Below are 19,354 nucleotides of genomic sequence, written 5' to 3' on the forward strand. Positions count from 1 at the left end.
CCACCCCATGACCAGCAAGAAACTCATCCGTTACGATGTCGCCGACGCCCAGGCCGGCGGCCAGCGCCGCCCCTTCGCCAAGGCCGTCCGCGCCGGTGATTTCGTCTATGTTTCGGGCCAGGTGCCGACCGTCGATGGCGAAGTCATCGTCGGCAATATCGTCGCCCAGACCGAACAGGTGATCGCCAACATCAAGTCGGTTCTGGCGCTTGCCGATTGCACGCTGGAACATGTCGTCAAGGTCAATGTCTGGCTCGACGACGCCCGCGATTTCTCCAGCTTCAACGCCGTCTTCCAGAAGCACTTCATCGACCACCCCCCGGCCCGCTCCACCGTCGAATCCCCGATGATGGTCGACGTCAAGGTCGAGATGGACGTGATCGCGTATAAGCCGCTGGATTGATCGGGAAAGACCGGCGGGAGACATTCTGTTTCGAAAGTTCGCCGGTTACCTCAAGTGCATCCCCACCACGGCCGTCATCCTCGGGCTTGACCCGAGGATCCAAGTACGAGCTGACAACGACCGACCAAAGCCGATCGTTGTCGTCTTGAAAGCAACACAACGAAAAGCGGCCTGCGTCTGGATCCTCGGGTCAAGCCCGAGGATGACAGCTGAGAGGAAGGCGTCCTCCCTAATGCGAGCGCTTACAGCGCCGCCCGCTTGTCGTGCCTTGCCACCCGCGCCAGCAGGTAATCCACCTCGGCCTTCGCCGTCGCCGTCAGCATCTGGCCCGGCTTGCGCTGTGCGTCCGATGCAATCACGCCGCGGCGTTTGAGGATGTGCTTGCGCACCGCCAGGCCCACGCCGAGCTGCTGCTCGTAGCGGATCAGCGGCAGATGTGCGTCGAACAGGTCATGCGCCTCGTCGCGCTTGCCCTGCTCAAACAGCGACACAAGCTCGCTCAGCATGTCGGGGAAACCGTAACCGGTCATCGCGCCGTCTGCGCCGCGTTCCGGTTCGAAATCGAGGAACATGCCGCCATTGCCGCAGAGGATGGAGAATTCGCGCAACTCGCCGGATTTCTGCATGGCTCGCAGTTTTGAGATCTTTTCCAGACCCGGCCAGTCCTCATGCTTCAGCATCAGGCATGACGGGTGGTTGGTGATGATCTTGGCAACCACGCTGGTGGCGATCACCGTGTTGAGCGTCAGCGGATAGTCCTGCAGCACCCACGGCACGTCTTCACCGACCGCTTCCACGGCACCGGCGAAATAGTTGATGGTCTGCTCGTCGGTCTTTGCACCCTGCCCCGGCGCGATCATCACGCCGGCAGCACCCATGTCCATCGAGCTGCGGGCCAGCGAACGCATCGCGGCAAAACCCGGCGCCGAAACGCCGACGATGACCGGCACCTTGGCGCGCTCGACGACGCGCTTGATGATCGCCCGGCTTTCATCCGCTTCCAGCTTCGGCGCCTCGCCCATGATACCGAGGATGGTGATGCCGGTGCAGCCGCTTTCCTCGTAAAAATCCGTCAGGCGGTCGACCGAGTTGAAGTCGATCGCGCCATCGTCGTGAAACGGCGTGGCGGCAATCGCATAGACGCCCTTGGACTGAGTGCTGAATGTCATGTCTTTCTCCCGGATGCGATATCGATCAAAGCCGCAGCTTTTGATCCTAATTTCTAATCAGATGTTGGCGAGAAGGCCACCGTCGATGCGGATCACCGAACCGGTGATGTAGGATGCGCGCGGGCTGGCCAGGAAGGTGACGGCATCGCCATATTCCTGCGGATCGCCATAACGGCCGACCGGAATGGAATTGGTGCTTTCCTTCGTCACATCCGCCACCGGCCGGTCCTCTCGCTTGGCCTTCTGCTCGTCGAGAAAGACGATACGACCCGTGGCGATGCGGCCCGGCAGCACGACATTGGCGGTGATCCCGTCACGTCCGACTTCGCGCGCCAGCGTCTTCGACCAGCCGACCAGCGCCAGCCGCAGGCTGTTGGAAATGCCCAGATTGGCGATCGGCGCAACCACACCTGAAGAGGTCGAGCTGATGATACGGCCAAAGCCGCGCTCGCGCATCGACGGCAGGATCGCGTCGGTTACCGCGATCACCGAGCGCACCATGCTGTCGAAATATTTCGACCAGATTTCCGGCGCCTGACCAGTAGCTGGCGTCGGCGGCGGACCACCTGTGTTGTTGACCAGCACGTCCACCGGCCCGAAGGTCGAAGCGATCAGCGCCAGCCGCTCCCCGATCACCGAGAGATCACCAATATCCCATTGCAACGCGAAAGCCTTGTGGCCTTCAGCCTCGATTGCCTGCGCCGTCTTTTCGGCAGCGGCGAGATCGATATCGGCAACGATGACATTGGCCTTTTCCGCTGCCAGCGACCGGGCAATCGCACCACCAAGTCCACCGCCTGCGCCGAATACCAGCGCGGTCTTTCCGCTTAATTGAAGATCCATGAATGCCTGCTCTTGTCTTTTGTTTCGATGCAATTCCGGACGCAAAACCGGTTGCCACTTCTGCTGGAATTGCTCTTGATTTTGGTGTCTGCCGCGCTCAGCAGCAGTAGAGTTCCACCGGAAGGTCGCTGAACACTTCAGGCGCGCCCTCGGTGATCGCGAAGGTCTGGCCGACACCGGCAACCAGCCCGGTTTCCGCGTCGGGGATCATGATGTGGACGAAGAACACCATGCCCGGCGTCATGATCAACGGATTGCCGGAATAGATCATCGGCGGCACGTCCATCCAGGTCGGCTTGAAGGTGCAGCCCAGCGCATAACCGCAGGCGGCGTACCGCGCCTTGGCAAAACCGGCATTGTCGAGCACGCGGCGATGGATATCGTCGAGCGTGCCGAGCGCCGCCCCTGCCCTTGCCGCATCCTTGATGCCGTCGAGCGCTTCCTTCGCCACCTTCAGCATGTCGAACTGCCGCGGATCCGGCTTGCCGGTCACCAGCGTATGCTCGACCACGACATGATAGCGGCAATGCGAGCCGGCGAGTTCAACGAGAATCTGGTCCTGTTCCTCGATCAGTCGCGGCCCGCCGATGCCGCGGCCGTAAAGCGCGCGCGGCCCGGAATTGACCAGCGGCCCGCCGGAGGGAATGTCACCACCGCCGGAAAGCATCGAGGTAAGCGCCGCACCCGAGAGCACGGTGTCGGGAATGCCGGGCTTCGTCACACCGATCGCCGCACGCACGGCGGCATCCGCCAGCTTGCCCGCCATGCGCACATGCTCTAGCTCGGCTGCGGATTTCACCAGTCGCCCGGTGCGGATGATGTCGGACGCATCCTCGGTCACGCAGAAACCATCGAGCGCCGTATCGACCATCCGGGCATTGGCCCCGGTCAGGCCATAGGTCGCATATTCGACGCCGACTTTTTTGCCGGAAAGCCCCTTCTCGGCCATGATCGCGCGCAGATCGTTGGCCGGGTTGGCATCCTCGGCATTCAGCCAGACCAGAACGTCGTCATAAAGCGACGCGACATTCGCCTGTCTGAGATCCGGCGTTCGGGTCAGAAGCACCGTGTCGCTGCCATCATCGGCCAGCACCAGACCGGCCTGGAAGAAGACGTAACCGGCCGTGTCATAGCTCGTCAGCCAGTAATGGCTTTCCTGCGAAAACACGATCAGCGCATCGAGTCCGCGCTCCCGCATCCGGCGACGGGTTGCGGCCAGACGGGTTTCGAACTCGGCCTGCTTGAACTTCAACAAGACTTGCCGGCCACCGCGCGTGGAACCGGCAAACTCCTGGGGAACATACATGCTCATGCGATTTCAAAAGCCTCCACGGGCGTATGAACCGGCACCGCATCGAGCAGCGCCTTGGTATAGGGATCGCGGTCTTCCGAGCGCGCATCCGGCCTGTCGAAGAAATCGACCAGCTTGCCGTGATGCATCACCGCGATGCGATGGGCGAGCTGGCGGATCAGGTTCAGGTCGTGGGTAATGAACAAGCAGGCCGCACCGGTATCCTTCTGCAGCTTGACCAGCAGTTCGGCCACCGCCGCTTGAACCGACACGTCGAGCGCCGCCGTCACCTCGTCGCAGATCACCAGTTCAGGCTCAGCGGCAAAAGCGCGGGCAATCGCCACGCGCTGCTTTTCACCGCCGGAAAGCTGGTGCGGATAACGGTCGGCATACTCGGCCGGCAGCCGCACCATCTCCAGCAGTTCGGCAATCCGCGCCTTGATTTTTTCACGCGGGACAACGCCGTAGAGTTTCAGCGGCCGGGCGATGATCGTGCCGATCTTCTGGCGCGGGTTGAGCGAGGCGTCCGGATGCTGGAAAACGATCTGCACCCGGCGACGATAGGCCCGGTCGATCGCCTTGCGGCTGCCCACCGTCTTACCCTCGATTTCCAGATTGCCCTGAAAATCCTGCAGGCCGGCCAAGACCTTGGCGATGGTCGACTTACCCGATCCGCTTTCGCCGACGACGCCGAGAAGCTCACCCTTGCGAACCTCGAAATTGACGTCCTTCGCCCCCCAGAAGCCGACCTTTTCGGCATCTTCCGGCCAGAACATTTTCTGGATCTTCGATGGCGCTCCGTAATGCACGCCGATCCCGTCGAGCTTGATCAGCGTCTTCGGCTCGGCCGGCGCATCGACACCGATCCAGCGATCCGGGTTCGGAACCGCACCGATCAGCTGTTTCGTATAGGGCGCGGAAGGCCTGGCGAACACCTCGCCGACAAGCCCACGCTCGACGATCACACCCTTGTGCAGCACCGACACCTCGTCCACCACGCGGGAAACCAGCCCGAGATCGTGCGAGATGTAGAGTGCGGAAACATTCGTCTCGTCGCGCAGCTGGTTGAACAGGTCGAGGATCTGCCGCGCGGTCAGGATATCGAGCGCCGTGGTCGGCTCGTCGAAAATGATCAGTTCCGGCTCGCAGGCAAAGGCGGTGGCGATCACCACACGCTGCTTTTCGCCGCCCGATGCCTCATGCGGAAACCGCTGCAGCATTTCCTTCGGCCGGGTAATGCCGGTGCGGGCCAGCGCCGCTTCGGCTTCAGCCCAGGCCTGCGCTTTGGTCAGGCCGCGATGACGCATCAGCACTTCGGCAATCTGCTCGCCCAGACGAATGGTCGGGTTGAGTGAGGTCGAGGGATCCTGAAACACCATGGACATGCGCCTGCCGCGAATATCGGCCATCTGCCACGGCGTATGGTCCAGCAGTTCCTCGCCAGCAAGGCGAATGGCGCCGCCGGTTTCCACCGCGTTCGGCGGCAGATAGCGCATCACCGACCACGCCATCGACGACTTGCCCGAACCGGACTCGCCGACAAGACCGACCGTCTTTCCCTTCGGGATCGTCAGGTCGATATTCTTCAAGGCGGCGACCAGCCCGTTGGCGGTCTTGTAGGACAGCGAATAGTCGATGATCGAAAGCGCCGGCTTTTCCGCCGCTGCAGTGACGTTCTGGCTCATGGTCTGCACTGTCATCCGTGGCTCCTCTTGGGGTCGAGGGCGTCACGCAGGGCGTCGCCGAAAAGATTGAAACCAAGTGCTGCGATTGCGATCGAAAGACCGGGGATCGCCACGCACCAGGGATTGCGGAACATGAACTGCCGCGCTTCCGCCACCATCAGCCCCCATTCGGTGCTCGGCGGCTGCGCGCCGAGACCGAGGAAACCGAGCGTCGCGCCGATCATGATGGCGAAGGAAACGCGGATCGTCGCCTCGACCACGATCGGGCTCAGCGCATTGGGCAGCACTTCGCAGGTGACGATATAGACGCCGGACTCACCGCGCGCGACCGCCGCCCGCACATAGTCGCGGGTGCGCACGGACAGAACGGCACTGCGGGCGATACGCGCCATGCCCGGTGCAAATGCGATCGAGACCGCCAGCATCGCATGCTCCATGCCGCCGCCGAGAATGGTGACGATCAGCAGCGTGAACAACAGATCCGGCACGGCCAGAAGCCCGTCGAGAATACGCATGATCGTACTGTCGACCCAGCCGCCGGAAACGCCGGCGACAACCCCGATGATCGAGCCGATGCCGACACCGAGCAGGGTGGCACCGACACCGAAGGCGACGGTCGAGGGCGCGCCGGTCAGAACGCGGGAAAGCAGATCGCGGCCGAACTGGTCGGTGCCGAACAGATGCGCCATCGACGGCCCCTGCAGGCGGTTCAGCGGATCGAAGGCCTGCGGGTCATAGGGGGCGATCAGCGGGCCGAAGATCGCAGCGAAAAGGACGATCGAAAGCAGGGCCGTGCCCATGATTGCGGTGGGGGATGAGAAAAAATTACGCATAACGCACCCTCGGGTCGAGCAGGGCAATGACGATGTCCGACAGGAGGTTGGACAGGGCATAGACGGCTGCGAGAAGCAGGGTCACGGCCTGAATGACGGGCAGGTCGCGGTTTTCCAGCGCATAGATCAGCAATCGTCCGAGACCCGGCCAGGCAAAGATTTCCTCCACCACGATGATCCCGCCGAGCAGATAGCCGATATCGAGCGAGATGACGGCGATCGCCGGCGCCAGCGAATTCGGCAGTGCATGGCGGCGGATCACCCGCTTTTCGGTCAAGCCCTTCAGCCTTGCTGCGCGAATATAGTCGGAAGACAGAACTTCCGACATTTCGGACCGCACCTGCCTTGAAATATGCGCCATCAGCACGAGGCCGAGCGTGGCGGCAGGCAGCACGACATGCGCGCCGAAACCGGCGAGATTTTCCCAGGGCGCAACGAAGCCACCGGCGGGAAAAAGCCCGTGCTGCGGTGCTGCGAAGAAGACGAGGAGCAGCGTCGCAGTGACGAATTCCGGCAGCGCCGTGCCGAGATAGCTGAACAGGCCGAGGCCCAGATCCATTCCCGTGCCGCGCTTCAACGCAGCGAGCGCGCCGAGCGGAATGGCGGTGATGGTGACGGCAACCAGCGCCGTCGCCCCCAGCATGGCGGAGTTGACGAAGGCCTCGCCGACGACCTGGGTCACCGGCAAGGAAAGACGCAACGAGGTGCCGAAGTCGCCGTGAAGAATACCGGCGACCCAGCTCAGATATTGAGCATACCAGGGCTGATCGAGATGCAGCTGCTTTTCGAGTGCGGCGACGGCTTCCGGGGTGGCGTATTCCCCCAGAATCATGATCGCTGCATTGCCCGGCAGCATCGTCGTGATGGCGAACACTGCGAAGGTGACGATCGCCAGCACGAGAAAGACGGCCAGCAAGCGGCGGAGAAGATAAGCCCTGGTCATGCGGATCAGGCCTTATTCAGCCAGACATTTTCGGCATAGTAGTAGCGGGACAGAGGCGCGATCGTCCAATCTTCCGCACCCTTGCCGCTGGCGGTCAGGATGTCTTCGAAAATCGGAACGATATAGGGCGTTTCGTCCAGCTGCAGCTGCTGCGCCTTGGCATAAAGCTCCTTGCGCTTGGCCGGATCGACAGTGGCGCGGGCATCCGCGATCAGCTTGTCGAAATCCTTGTTCTTCCAGGCAGTGTCTTCATAGGACGCGTTGGAAGTCAGGAGCAGATTGAAGGTCGCGTCTTCGGTGGCCTGCATGCCCCAATAGCCCATGTAGAACTGACCCTTCATCCACACATTGGCGAGATAGGTGTCATGCGGCATGGTTTCGACTTCGATGTCGAAGCCGGCCGGCAGCGCCATCTGCTTCAGCGCGATTGCCACCTGCGCACGGATCGCCGGGCGGTTGGAAGCAACGAGCTTGATCTTGATGCCGTCGGGATAACCGGCTTCGGCCAGCAGCTTCTTTGCGCCTGCCGGATCATAAGCAATCTCGGGCGTATCGATCGCATAGGGGAATTCCGGCGAAACGAGGTTGTCATAGGCCGGGCGGCCGAGGCCTTCGAGCACGATGTCGACCAACGTCGAACGGTCGACCGACATGGCAAGCGCTTTGCGCACGCGCACGTCATCGAACGGCTTCTGGTCCTGACGCATGGTGATATTGACGAAGCGGCCCGATGGAATGCGCTGCGCGGTAATGCCGGTTGCATCGGCGATGCGCTGGAAATCCGCCTGCTGGACGACCAGCATGACGTCTACGGCACCAGAGAGGAAGTTGGCGCTCTCGGCGGCAAGATCGGGGAACAGCATCATGTCGATACCGTCGAGATAGGGCTTGCCCTTGATGAAATAGTTCTCGTTCTTGACGAGACGGACCATGCGGGCGCTGTCATAGGTTTCGAGCTTGAACGGACCGGTGCCGTTCGCGGTCGTGTCGAGCTTTTCGCGCGGGCCGGAAAGGGCGGCCTTGGAGACGATTCGGGCATTGGCATGCGCCGTCGAGATCGGCAGGTCGGCAAACGGCGTCTTCAGCGTGAACTTGACGGTCGTCGGATCCACGGCCTCGATCTTCTCGATCATGTTGAGAACGGAACGCGCGGCTGCCGGAATGTCGGGATTGAGGATCGCCTGGAAGGTGGCAACCACATCGTCTGCCGTGCAGGGCGTGCCGTCGTGGAAAACGATGCCCTTACGCAGATAGAAGGTGAAGGTCTTGGCATCTTCACTGCCTTCCCAGCGCTCGGCAAGATCGGCCATCGGCTTGTTGTCCGGGCCCATGCGGGTCAGGCCCGAATAGAGCATGTCGACCACCGGATATTCGGCAGGGCCTGAGCAGTTCAGCACGTTCAGCGTGGCGATACGCGTCGAATGGCTGATCTTCAGCGTGCCGCCGGCCTTCGGCGTATCGGCCGCCAGCGCCTCGGAAAGATCGAGGCCGGGAAGAAGCGCGGTTGCCGCAAGGCCCATCACCATGCTGCGGCGGGAAATCATAAAAGTCGTCATTCTCTTGCCCTCTGAAGTTGTTTTTGACAGAAACCGGGGCGCTGTTTTTTTGTGCTTTTCCCGGCTGTATTCCTCGACCCGTCAGCTGATCACGGTCAGCTCATCGGGTAATCCGGTCAGCACTTCCGGTGCTCCGTCCGTCACCAGCAACGTGTGGCCCACGCCCATCGCCAGACCGGTATCGGCGTCACCGTTCATCACGTGGTAGAAAAGCGTCATCCCCGGCTGGCAGACGGTCGGGTTGCCGGAATAGATCATCGGCGGCACGTCCATGCTGGTCGGCGCGAATGTGCAGCCCACCGAATAACCGGTCGCGCCATAACGGGCGCGCTTGTAGCCGCCCTTGTCGAGACCGTCGGCATAAACATCAAAGATCTCGCCGAGCGTCGTGCCGGGACGCGCGATCTCCGTCATCCTGCGCAGCGTCTCCATGCCGACGTCGTACATCTTGCGATGCGCATCGGAGACTTTTCCGAACAGGATCGTCCATTCGGTCTTCACGTTGTAACGGCGGTAGGCGACGGGATATTCGACGAGGATCTGGTCCTGCTCTTCCAGCCGGCGCGGATCGGAAACGCCGCGACCATAAACGGCGCGCGGGCCGGAATTGAACAGCGGCGCATTCGGCGGCATGTCGGCGCCCTGCCCCAGGATCGAGGTCAGATACGTGGCCTTCAGGTCGCTGTCGAGAATGCCCGGCCGCGCGGCGGCGATCACGGCATTCAGCGAGGTATCCAGAATACGAGCCGCCTTGCGGGTATATTCGATCTCGGCCGGCGACTTGCAGACGCGCAGCCAACGGATCAGGTGACGGTCGTCTTCCAGCTCGCACCAGTTCCCGATCGTCTGTTGCGTGCGGTAGAGGTTCCAGCCGGTCAGCCCGTGGGTATTCAGCTCGATGGCGATCTTCTTGCCCCCGAGGCCAAGCTCCTCAAGGATCACCTTCAGGTCGGCGGCCGGGTTTGCATCCTCGGCATCCCACCAGATGCGGATATCCTCGATGATGCTCGTCTGACGCGCCTGCACCAGATCCGGGCGGCGGGTCAGAAGCACCGGCTTGCGGCCATCGGTAGGGACGACGAGGCACTGGTAATAGACGAAGCCGCCGGTGTCGTAGCCGGTCAGCCAGTACATGCTTTCCTGTGCAAACACGAGCATGGCATCGACGCCGCGCGCCGCAAGTTCCGCCCGAAGCTTGTCCTGTCGCTGCAGATGCTCCGCCTTCGAAAAGGGGAGGTTCGGTTGCGGCATGGCACTCACAGGGTCGTCCTTTCGCAAGATCGTCAAAGCTCGATGTTGCTTCAGGATACGGTTTGGTATACCACTCGTCAACCAGCGGAATACAAAAATTGCGTCGCACCGAAAACCGCATGGAAAAAGGGATCGCTGAGGATAGACAGCCTTTGGGCGCAACAGCTGGTGACAACCGCCATAACGTGTGGCACCAGAAAGTCATTTGAAGCCGTCTCCTTAAAGGGAGGGACTGGATATTTATGCTGATTGAAACCGATAAGCGGCTGGCGCTGCAGGCCTACGAGCAGATATTGAACCTGATCCTTTCCGGCGCAGCCCAGCCCGGCGCAATGGTGACCGAACGTCGTCTAGCCGAAACGCTCAACATGTCGCGCACCCCGATCCGCGATGCGCTGCTGATGCTCGAAGGCGAAGGCCTTCTGATCCGCCAGGGAAGCCGCGGCCTTCAGGTGAAGCAGATGCGCATCGAGGACTATATGGATGCGCTGCAGGTCCGCCTGCTGCTCGAACCGGAAGCCGCACGTCTCGCCGCCGGCCATATGCCGGCTTCGGCTCTCGATGAACTGGAAGCCGATCTCAACACGCTTCTCGGCCATCCAGAAGATGGCGAAGGCAAGCCCGATCGCGGCTCCGTGCGTGATGTCGACGACCGCCTGCATGGCGGCATCGGCGATGCCGCTGGCAATCCGCAACTGGCCCATATCATCCGCACGCTGCGCCGCCAGACGCAGATCTTCGACCTGAGAAGCATGCCGGAACGGTTCGACGCGACCTGCCGCGAGCATCTGGCCATCGTTTCAGCCCTGCGCGAAGGACGCGGTGACGATGCCGCACAGCTGATGCGCGATCACCTCGCACATGTAAAAGACAGCATTATCGGGAGACTGACCCGCGCATGACCGTTTTGGCAGAAAAAGCACAGACGGAAACGTCCGTGCTCAGCAACGCCGCCCCTGTGGATATCCCTCTCGCCGAACGGCTGTTCGACGAGCTTCGACGCCGCACCGGCACCAATCGCGGCATCACCCGCACCTCCTACGGTCTCGGCGAACAGATCGCCCATGACATGGTGCGCCGCGAGGCGCGCAAGCTCGGCCTTGAGGTAAAGACCGATCCCGGCTGCAATCTCTACATGACGATGAAGGGCCGCGAGGAAGGTCCGGGCATTTTTATCGGCTCACATCTCGATTCCGTGCCGATGGGCGGCAATTTCGATGGCGCGGCCGGCGTGCTGCTCGGCCTGTCGGTGATTTCCGGCTATGTCCGCGCCGGCATCCGCCCGCCGCGCGATATCACCGTCATGGCGGTCCGCGCCGAAGAGAGCACCTGGTTCGGCGCCTCCTATATCGGCAGCCGCGCCGCACTCGGCCGACTGACGGGGCGCGAACTCGATCAGGTCAAGCGTTCTTTTGACCAGATCTCGCTCGGCGCCGCCATCGATGCCGCCGGCGGCGACACCGAATTCCTGCGTTCGGGCCAGTCTTATCTCGACCCGAAAAACATCGCGATGTTCATCGAGCCGCATATCGAGCAGGGGCCGGTTCTGATCGAGAAGAAGCTGCCGATCGGCATCGTCACCGGCATTCGCGGCTCCTTCCGCTATCGCGAAGCCAAGTGCATCGGCACCTATGCCCATTCTGGCGCTACGCCGCGCGAATATCGCAGCGATGCCGTGCGTGCGGCCTCGGCTCTGGTCGTCGAACTCGACAAGGCCTGGGACAGGCTGCAGGCGGAAGGCGCCGATCTCGTCGTCACCTTCGGCCAGTTTTCAACCGATGCTTCGGAAGCCGCCTTCAGCAAAATCGCCGGCAAGCTCTCATTTGCACTCGATGTCCGCAGCCAGGAGCCGGAAACGCTCGCCAAGATGCAGGCCGTCGTTGCCGATGCGGTTGCCCGCATCGAGGCGGACCATCGGGTCAAATTCGAGCTCGGCCGTTTGACCGACAGCAAAGCGGCGAAGATGGACGACGCTATTGTCGCCTCGCTCGCCGGACTGGCAAAGGAGCATGGTATCGAGGCCGAAATCATGGCCTGCGGTGCGGGCCATGATGCTGCGGTGTTTGCCGATGCCGGCGTGCCGACCGGCATGGTCTTCATCCGCAATGCCAATGGCAGCCATAATCCGGACGAGCAGATGGAGATTGCCGATTTTACCGAGGCGGCACGGCTCGTATCCGCGCTCTGCCTCGACCCGCCATTGAAAGCCTGATCATGTCCGATATTCGTTGCGACTGCCTCATCGTCCAGCCGATCGCCAAAAGCGCTATCCGCATGCTGGAAGAAAAAGGGCTCACCGTTCACATTGCTGCCTCCACCGCCTTTGCAGATCTCGAACCCTATCTTGCCGTCGCAACTGCGGTCATCACCCGCAATCATGGCCTCTCGGCACGCGAAATCGAAGCCGCACCCAATCTGAAGGTCGTCGGCGTTCACGGCACCGGCACCGACAAGGTGCATAAGCCGTCGCTTGCCGCACGCGGCATACCGCTGCACAACACGCCCGGCGCCAATGCCCAGTCGGTCGCCGAACTGGTGATCGGGCTGGCGCTTGCCTGCTCGCGCTCGCTGATTGCCGCCGACAACGCCTCGCGCACCGGCGACACGCTGTTCCGCCAGCATCACCGCACCTATGAGCTCTCCGGCCGCCGCGTCGGCCTGTTCGGTTACGGCCATATCGCCAAGCTGGTCGCTAAGCTGGGCCAGGCCTTCGGCATGGACGTCGCCACCGTATCGCGCTACACGCCGGCCGAAGAATTGCAGCGCGACGGCATCACGCTTCTGCCCGATCTCGACAGCCTCTGCGAATGGGCCGATGTCGTCTCGCTGCACGGTATACCCGAGGAAAAGCCGCTTATCGACGCCCGCCGCCTGGCGCTGATCGGCAAAACCGGCATCCTGATCAATACCGCCCGCGGCGCGCTGATCGACGAGGACGCTCTCGCAACGGCGCTGAAAGACGGCATCATTGCGGGGGCAGGCCTCGATGTGCTTGTGATCGAGCCGATTACCGCCGACAATCCCCTCCTCGATTGCCCCAATCTCGTGCTGACACCGCATATCGGCGGCTCGACCGACGAGGCCCTCGAAAAGACCGGTTTTCAGGTCGCCAGCAAGGTTCTGGCCGAACTCGCCGCTCTCGAACGAATCCCGGCCACCGGCACCTGACCGCGACAGGATAGACAAGACATGCATTTCAGGCCCCGATCCGGCCCAAAATCCACATCCGAGAGCACTTATCCGCGCATCCTTCGCTGCGGCGACCGCGCCGTCGCAATAGAGTTTTCGGATACGGTCAGCGAGGCCGCAAACCTCAAGGTCCTGTCGCTCTATGCATCGCTTGCGATCGCGCCGATCGACGGCATTCTCGAAACCATCCCCACCTATCGCTCGCTGACCGTGATCTACGATCCGAAGCTCGTGCGCGGAGCCTCTCTCGGCGAGGAACTGATGCAACGTGCAACGCATGATATCGCCGCGCCGCAAACCGGCCGGCTGCTGGAATTTCCCGTCCTTTACGGCGGCGAACATCAGGCCGATCTCGACGAACTCGCCGCGCTGAAAAACATGAGCGCAGCCGATGTCATCGCGCTTCACGCTTCCGCAGTGTACCGGGTTTACATGATCGGTTTTGCGCCCGGTTTCGCCTATCTCGGCGGCCTGCCGGATATTCTGCATACGCCACGGCTTGCCGTGCCGCGGCAGCGGATTGAGGCCGGCGCAATCGGCATCGGTGGCCGGCAGTCGAGCATCAATTCCGTCCCCGGCCCGAGCGGCTGGCGCTTTCTCGGCCGCACGCCGTTCAAGCTTTTCGACCCCGCCCGCGCAAAACCTTTTCTCCTGAAGGCCGGAGACCGCATCACCTTCCGCAGCATCGATATCGATGAAGCACACGAATTGGATGCACAGGTCGCGGCCGGCACTGCCGAACCGAAGGAGATCGCCGAATGACCGCTCTCCTTACCATCCTGCGCGCCGGCCCCCTGATGTCGGTGCAGGATGACGGCCGTTACGGTTTTCGCGCCCGCGGGGTCTCGACCTCCGGCGCCATGGATCGCGACGCGCATGCGATTGCCAATGCGCTGGTCGGCAACGATGCCGATGCCGCAGCCATCGAATTCGCCCTCACCGGCGGCGCGTTCACGGCAGATCGCAACACCCTCATCGCCGTCACCGGCGGCAGTTGTCAGGTCGAGATTGCCGGTAGACGGATTTCCACCTGGGAAAGCCATCTCCTCAAGTCCGGCGAAACGCTGACCGTCGGCGCCTTACGCGGCGCCGTCTGGGGTTACATCGCCATGTCCGGCGGCATCGCCATTCCAAAGATGCTCGGCAGCCGTTCCACCCATTTGCGAACCGCAGTCGGCGGCCTGAACGGCAAGGCGCTTAGCGCCGGCGATATCCTGCCGCTCGGCGATAGCGAAAAACGTGCCCCCCGCACCCTCGGCACGCCCTACCTGCGCGGACACGGCCCGATCTCCATCATGCCCGGCCCGCAGGACGATTACTTCGACGAGGACGCGTGGAAGACCTTTCTGCGCCAGCCCTATCGTACCACCACGGCGCGCGACCGCATGGCCATGGTTCTCGACGGTCCCGTGCTTCAGGCATTCAAGGGCCACGACATCGTCTCGGATGCGACCGTCGTCGGCTCCATCCAGGTGCCCGGATCGGGCAAGCCGATCGTGCTGACCGCCGACGGTCAGACGACCGGCGGTTACCCGAAAATCGCCACCGTCGCCTCCTTCGATCTCGCGCGTCTGGCGCAACTGCCGGCCGGCCAGCAGTTTCTGTTCCGGGCGATTTCAGCGGACCTAGCGGAAGAACAGACAATCCACGCCGACGACCGCCTTGCAGCCGTGATTGCCGGTCTCAGGACGAGCGAAGGCTGACCACCACCCGACTTCGTCATCCTCGGGCTTGTCCCGAGGATCTAACCACTGTGCCCGAGACTGCGACGTTGCAGCTGGTCGGAACGGCAGCAGATGCTCGGGACAAGCCCGAGCATGACGACGGAGAAGTATTCACCCCCGCCACTACACCGAAGCACCAATCACCCAACCGGCCTTTTCCAGCGCCCCGCGCAACTGCCTTGCCATAACCACCGCCCCGGGCGTGTCGCCATGCACGCAGACGGACCCGATCGGCACCTCCAGCCGCTTGCCCGAAGTCGAGGTCAGGCAACCTTCCGACACCATCTCGATCACCCGCTTCACCAGCAGTTCGGGATCATGGATCACCGACCCTGCTTCAGAGCGCGGCGAGAGATTGAATGTGTCCGCATAGGTCCGGTCGGCATAAATCTCGTTGATCGCCGTCAGTCCGAGCGTTTCCGCTGCCCTTGCGGTGGCCGTCCCCGGCATCACCATGAAGGCAAGTTTCGGATCAACGGCCCTGATCGCACGGCCGACGGCAAGCGCCATTTCATCGTCATCGGCACAAACATTGCCGAGCGCCCCATGGGTCTTCACATGTGTCATCGGATGGCCTTCGAGGGCTGCGACCGCAGCCAGCGCCCCGACCTGATAAGCCACCAGCGATTCCACTTCGGAAAGGCTCAGTCCCGGCAAACGTCGACGACCGAAACCGATCAGGTCCATATAGCCGGGATGCGCGCCGATCGCGACGCCACGTTGCTTCGCCAGCCGCACCGTCTTGCGCATGATGTCCGGGTCACCGGCATGGAACCCGCAGGCAATGTTGGCGGTACTGACGATATCGAGCATCGCCGCATCATCGCCCATCGTCCACGGACCAAATCCTTCGCCGAGATCGGAGTTGAGATCGATGCGCATGTCTTCCCCTTTTTAGTCGTCCGGCCGTTTTTAGCTGTTCCTTCAGATGCATAACACGGCACCGGATGATTGCCACGATTTCCCGATTGCGCCGTGCACACCATTGGTATACCACTGGTGTGCTGATTTTGAAAACGGGGAATGACATGGGCAAACGCCTTCTTTATCTCGGCAATGGCCGCAAGTTTCAGTCCATCGCAAAGCTCGACGACCGCTTCGAAGCCTGGGGCCTGAAGGTCGATCGCTACTGGGCTTATGACGGCCAGTTCCCCGAGACGCTGAAGGGTTATGACGGCATTTTTCTCTCCGGCAGCCCGCATGGCGCCTATGAGGACGTGCCCTTCATCCTGCGCGAACATGATCTGATCCGCGAAGCCGCGGAGCTTGAAATCCCCATGCTCGGCATCTGCTTCGGCAGCCAGATCCTTGCTTCAGCGCTGTGTGGCCGCGACCAGGTGTTCCGCCGCACCTCCTGCGAGATCGCCTACAAGGACCTGCCGCTCACCGAGGCCGCCCGCACCGACAAGCTCTGCCGTGATCTGGTCGACAGCGCCTACATGTTCGTCTGGCACAATGACGAGGTGAAGGCCGCCCACCCGGACATGACGATCCTTGCCTATTCCGACGACTGCCCCAACCATATCTGGCGCTACAAGGACAAGGATATCTGGGGCATCCAGGGCCATCCGGAAATCACCAAGGCGCAGGCCGTCATCTGGTTCGAGGAAAACCGCGAGCGGATGACGCTCGATGGCGCCGATATCGATGACCTCAAGGCACAGGCCCACGAAGCCGCCGAGGCCAAGACCATGCTGACCCGCTTTGCGGAACTGGTCCAGAACGCCTGATTTTCCCAAAACATCCCGATCGAGGAAGAATAATGGTTACGCCCGCCTACTGGTTCGAACGCGCCGAATTCCTGTCCCGCCTCTCCCGCGTCCAGGCGGAGCTGAAGAAAAAGCAGCTCGATGGCCTCGTCGCCTTCCTGCCGGAGACCGTAACCTGGCTCACCGGTTATTTCACCCGCGCCTATGGCACGCTGCAGTTTGCCATCATCCCGGCAGAAGGCGAGCCGACCCTGTTCTGCCGTGACGTCGAGGAATATTATCTCGACAGCACCTGCGTTTTCTCCGACCGGGTGATGTGGACAGACAGCGACGACCGCATGGCCGTTGCCGCCTCCGCCATAGAAAGTCGCATCGGCAAAACCGCCAAGCTCGGCATCGAGCTTTCCGCCTGGCCGCTCTCGGCCGGCCGTTACGAATATCTGAAATCCGCTCTTCCCGGCATCGTCTGGCAGGACGAGAGCGCCATGACGCCACAGATGCGCCTCATCAAGTCGCCCGCCGAAATCGCCTATCAGCGCCGTGCGGCAAAGGCCGCCGAAGCCGGGATGCGGGCAGCGATAGACAGCGCCGCCGTCGGTGTCACCGAGCGCGAAATGGCAGCCGAAATCTGCGCCGCGATGATCCGCGCCGGTTCCGACCTGCCAGGCCCGGGCGTCATGTCCTCGGGCGAACGCGCCTTCCACCTGCATGGCGGTTATTCCGACCGGGTGCTGGAAGCCGGTGACATTGTCCAGATCGAGACTACGCCGAACGTAAAACACTACCACGCCCGCTTCATGCGCCCGATCCGCGTCGGGCCGGTGCAGGATGATGATTACAAAGTCGTCGAGCAGCTGATCGCCATTCAGGATGCAGCAATCCGCGAAGTGAAGCCGGGCGTTTCGGTGCGTGTGCCGGATGCGATCTATCGGGACGGCGTGCTCTCGGCGGGCCTGCGCGAGACTTACACCAACAAGACCTTCTATTCCGTCGGCCTGCTCCTGCAGCCCAACGGCGGCGAGCCGCTGGAATCGGCGGAAAACAGCACCTGGGTCTTCGAACCCGGCCAGACTTTCCATACTTACGTGCTCGCCCGCGGTTTCGGCATGTCGGAAACGATCACGATCACCGAAACCGGCTATGAAAAGCTGACCAACTTCCCGCGCCAGCTCTTCGTCAAGTAAGCCGACCTAAAGCAATTCCAGCAAAAGTGGGAACCGGTTTTGCGTCCGGAATTGCGTTAAAACAAAGAGATAGAGCTGTTTCGCCTTTCGAAGAAAGGCGGAAGTGCTCTACCCCGGAACACCCTGTGGCGGTGTTCCGGCAAGGCTGTAATAGGCATAGATCGCCGCAAAGGCGGCGATCACCACGAGAACAGTAATAACCCGCTTCAGCCACGGCGGCGTCTGGCGCGGCGGCTTCGGCTGTTTCGGCCGCTGGAACTTGATGACATTGTCGCTCATAAGATCGTTCTAGCCGAGCCTTTGGCGAAAGCCAATCGGCAACGGAGGCGCAGCACCGATCACCCTCAATAGAAAGTTGCGATCCGTTTTCCGTCCATCTCGCGCACCTTGAAACCGGTCTCGCAGGTCTCGGTCGGGACGTCCTCGCGGATGATCTCTTCCGGCCCTCCCTGCCTGAAAAGCCGGCCCGCCGAAGCGGAAGAACTGATGCGATTTAACGAACCTACCATAAGGCCCCTCACCTAACGGCGCACCGTGCTTTCCCGTCTCATTTCCCGTGACCTCTTCTCCGGCGAAGATATCGAGGCACTGACGCAGGCCGTCTCCATCCCGCTTCTCTCGCTAAATCTCGGCAGATGAACAGCCAACGCCGCGGTTAATCGAATGAAGCTCCGGTCGGAGGGTATAAAGGTCGCCTTTTCAACGACAAAACCATTCATCGAAGGCTGAGAGCCCAATCGCTACCGGCGCGGCCCGCCTGGGGATCATTGACTAACTGCGTGTCGAGAGCCTGAACCGGATTGCCAGTCGGAGATGACCGACGCACTACGTGTCCCAATAATCGATGCGATCTAAACATAGATTCTGCCGAATATTTCGACCCCGCTGCGGGAAACGGCTGCAAAAAAAGGCGGCTCGAAAGCCACCCTTTCTAATTCTGAATGTCCGGCGCTATCAAGCAGCCTTGGCATCGCCTTCAAACTGACCGCACCAGTCGTTAGCGGAAACCACCGGCCAGAAGCCGCGGGCATCGGCCGCCGGCTGCGTGACCGGCGGGTTGACGCGACAGAGACCAGCATCTGCCGGAGCCGAACCGGCGTTTACGACGTGATCTTCATAAAACGAACAGGCTTTGCAGGAAGTATCTTTCGACATGGGTAGCTCTCCTTCTTCAAATGTTGGGCTCAAAACCTGAGACCCAAACTCATAAATATTAGAATGATTCTAAAATAAGGGATAAAGCTTGGCAACCACTAAAAGGGTCGTTGCCGTCAATTTCGCCTGCGGCATTTGATCGCCCGGTCAGTGATTGCGCGAAAACCTGAGACTGAAGTGCGCTTCCCCCGCACTGTCCAATCCGATTTTCCCGCCTCCGCTGCCGCGTGCATGCCCGCAAGCCGGCCGGCAGGACTCACTTTGATTCTCTTGATACTGATTCTCACTTTCCGGCGACAAAACCGGCCGCTTACTCGCCAGCCCTACGGCTGCCGGCTAAGGTGTTCGACACCGGCCCTCATTCATAGTAAACAATAAAATATATATTTGTCAGATAGTTAGATAAGTTTTTGCAGAAT

The 19,354-nt window shown here is 61.5% G+C and carries 20 protein-coding genes; 8 read left to right on the forward strand and 12 right to left on the reverse strand.

Translation table 11 applies throughout. The annotated features are described in order from the left end of the window. The first annotated feature begins 7 nt into the window (after positions 1 to 7). On the forward strand, positions 8 to 403 hold the full coding sequence (locus tag JZX87_RS24595; protein ID WP_112456178.1) for a RidA family protein: 396 nt from the start codon (positions 8 to 10) through the stop codon (positions 401 to 403). A gap of 242 nt (positions 404 to 645) precedes the next feature. On the opposite strand, the gene JZX87_RS24600 is transcribed toward JZX87_RS24595, so the two are convergent. The 8 genes from JZX87_RS24600 to JZX87_RS24635 all read right to left on the reverse strand — a co-directional run bounded on the left by JZX87_RS24600 (position 646) and on the right by JZX87_RS24635 (position 9,974). Continuing rightward, a complete protein-coding gene (locus JZX87_RS24600) occupies positions 646 to 1,572 on the reverse strand; it encodes a dihydrodipicolinate synthase family protein (RefSeq protein WP_148146706.1) in 927 nt (308 codons plus the stop codon). A gap of 57 nt (positions 1,573 to 1,629) precedes the next feature. Next, positions 1,630 to 2,415 carry an SDR family oxidoreductase gene (locus JZX87_RS24605; protein WP_148146708.1) on the reverse strand — a complete coding sequence of 262 codons (786 nt, stop codon included), beginning with the start codon at positions 2,413 to 2,415 and terminating at the stop codon, positions 1,630 to 1,632. Positions 2,416 to 2,512: 97 nt separating this feature from the next. After that, complete coding sequence (locus tag JZX87_RS24610; protein ID WP_148146709.1) at positions 2,513 to 3,727, reverse strand: M24 family metallopeptidase; 1,215 nt, start codon at positions 3,725 to 3,727, stop codon at positions 2,513 to 2,515. After that, entirely contained in the window at positions 3,724 to 5,406 is a 1,683-nt protein-coding gene (locus tag JZX87_RS24615; RefSeq protein ID WP_286195031.1) for a dipeptide ABC transporter ATP-binding protein, read from the reverse strand. The genes JZX87_RS24610 and JZX87_RS24615 overlap by 4 nt, the downstream gene beginning before the upstream one ends. Next, positions 5,403 to 6,224 (reverse strand): ABC transporter permease, encoded by an 822-nt coding sequence (locus tag JZX87_RS24620; protein WP_148146711.1) that lies wholly within the window; start codon positions 6,222 to 6,224, stop codon positions 5,403 to 5,405. Before JZX87_RS24620 ends, JZX87_RS24615 begins: the two co-directional genes overlap by 4 nt. Next, on the reverse strand, positions 6,217 to 7,167 hold the full coding sequence (locus JZX87_RS24625; RefSeq protein ID WP_148146713.1) for an ABC transporter permease: 951 nt from the start codon (positions 7,165 to 7,167) through the stop codon (positions 6,217 to 6,219). Before JZX87_RS24625 ends, JZX87_RS24620 begins: the two co-directional genes overlap by 8 nt. Before the next feature lie 5 nt (positions 7,168 to 7,172). Further along, complete coding sequence (locus tag JZX87_RS24630) at positions 7,173 to 8,723, reverse strand: ABC transporter substrate-binding protein (protein ID WP_206828569.1); 1,551 nt, start codon at positions 8,721 to 8,723, stop codon at positions 7,173 to 7,175. Positions 8,724 to 8,804: 81 nt separating this feature from the next. Continuing rightward, on the reverse strand, positions 8,805 to 9,974 hold the full coding sequence (locus tag JZX87_RS24635) for a M24 family metallopeptidase (protein ID WP_286195033.1): 1,170 nt from the start codon (positions 9,972 to 9,974) through the stop codon (positions 8,805 to 8,807). 242 nt (positions 9,975 to 10,216) lie between these two features. Here JZX87_RS24635 and JZX87_RS24640 point away from each other — a divergent pair, with 242 nt between their 5' ends. From JZX87_RS24640 to JZX87_RS24660, 5 genes are read left to right on the forward strand one after another with little or no spacing between them, the layout of a single operon-like run. Next, positions 10,217 to 10,876 carry a GntR family transcriptional regulator gene (locus JZX87_RS24640; protein WP_206828571.1) on the forward strand — a complete coding sequence of 220 codons (660 nt, stop codon included), beginning with the start codon at positions 10,217 to 10,219 and terminating at the stop codon, positions 10,874 to 10,876. Next, complete coding sequence (locus JZX87_RS24645) at positions 10,873 to 12,186, forward strand: hydantoinase/carbamoylase family amidase (RefSeq protein WP_206828572.1); 1,314 nt, start codon at positions 10,873 to 10,875, stop codon at positions 12,184 to 12,186. Before JZX87_RS24640 ends, JZX87_RS24645 begins: the two co-directional genes overlap by 4 nt. Positions 12,187 to 12,188: 2 nt before the next feature. Further along, the gene (locus JZX87_RS24650; RefSeq protein ID WP_206828573.1) at positions 12,189 to 13,142 is read left to right on the forward strand and encodes an NAD(P)-dependent oxidoreductase; all 954 of its coding nucleotides are present in this window, start codon (positions 12,189 to 12,191) and stop codon (positions 13,140 to 13,142) included. A 21-nt stretch (positions 13,143 to 13,163) separates the two neighbouring features. Then, the gene (pxpB, locus tag JZX87_RS24655) at positions 13,164 to 13,925 is read left to right on the forward strand and encodes a 5-oxoprolinase subunit PxpB (RefSeq protein WP_206828574.1); all 762 of its coding nucleotides are present in this window, start codon (positions 13,164 to 13,166) and stop codon (positions 13,923 to 13,925) included. After that, complete coding sequence (locus tag JZX87_RS24660; RefSeq protein ID WP_206828577.1) at positions 13,922 to 14,866, forward strand: 5-oxoprolinase subunit C family protein; 945 nt, start codon at positions 13,922 to 13,924, stop codon at positions 14,864 to 14,866. Before pxpB ends, JZX87_RS24660 begins: the two co-directional genes overlap by 4 nt. Before the next feature lie 144 nt (positions 14,867 to 15,010). Here JZX87_RS24660 and JZX87_RS24665 read toward each other — a convergent pair whose 3' ends face one another. Beyond that, a complete protein-coding gene (locus JZX87_RS24665) occupies positions 15,011 to 15,769 on the reverse strand; it encodes a LamB/YcsF family protein (RefSeq protein ID WP_206828579.1) in 759 nt (252 codons plus the stop codon). Between the two features lie 146 nt (positions 15,770 to 15,915). Between JZX87_RS24665 and JZX87_RS24670 the strand changes: the two genes are divergently transcribed. Beyond that, entirely contained in the window at positions 15,916 to 16,617 is a 702-nt protein-coding gene (locus JZX87_RS24670; RefSeq protein ID WP_206828580.1) for a type 1 glutamine amidotransferase, read from the forward strand. Positions 16,618 to 16,649: 32 nt separating this feature from the next. Then, positions 16,650 to 17,780: a M24 family metallopeptidase gene (locus JZX87_RS24675; protein WP_148146731.1), complete on the forward strand. Its 1,131-nt coding sequence runs from the start codon at positions 16,650 to 16,652 to the stop codon at positions 17,778 to 17,780. Positions 17,781 to 17,888: 108 nt separating this feature from the next. On the opposite strand, the gene JZX87_RS24680 is transcribed toward JZX87_RS24675, so the two are convergent. From JZX87_RS24680 to JZX87_RS24690, 3 genes are all read right to left on the reverse strand, one after another. Continuing rightward, the gene (locus JZX87_RS24680; protein WP_206828582.1) at positions 17,889 to 18,059 is read right to left on the reverse strand and encodes a hypothetical protein; all 171 of its coding nucleotides are present in this window, start codon (positions 18,057 to 18,059) and stop codon (positions 17,889 to 17,891) included. Between the two features lie 65 nt (positions 18,060 to 18,124). Further along, a complete protein-coding gene (locus JZX87_RS24685; RefSeq protein ID WP_183685548.1) occupies positions 18,125 to 18,289 on the reverse strand; it encodes a hypothetical protein in 165 nt (54 codons plus the stop codon). Positions 18,290 to 18,734: 445 nt separating this feature from the next. Beyond that, entirely contained in the window at positions 18,735 to 18,935 is a 201-nt protein-coding gene (locus tag JZX87_RS24690) for a hypothetical protein (RefSeq protein WP_148146733.1), read from the reverse strand. Between the last annotated feature and the right edge of the window lie 419 nt (positions 18,936 to 19,354).

This window comes from Agrobacterium sp. Ap1 (genome assembly GCF_017313375.1).
GTDB classification, from domain to species: Bacteria; Pseudomonadota; Alphaproteobacteria; order Rhizobiales; family Rhizobiaceae; genus Neorhizobium; species Neorhizobium cellulosilyticum.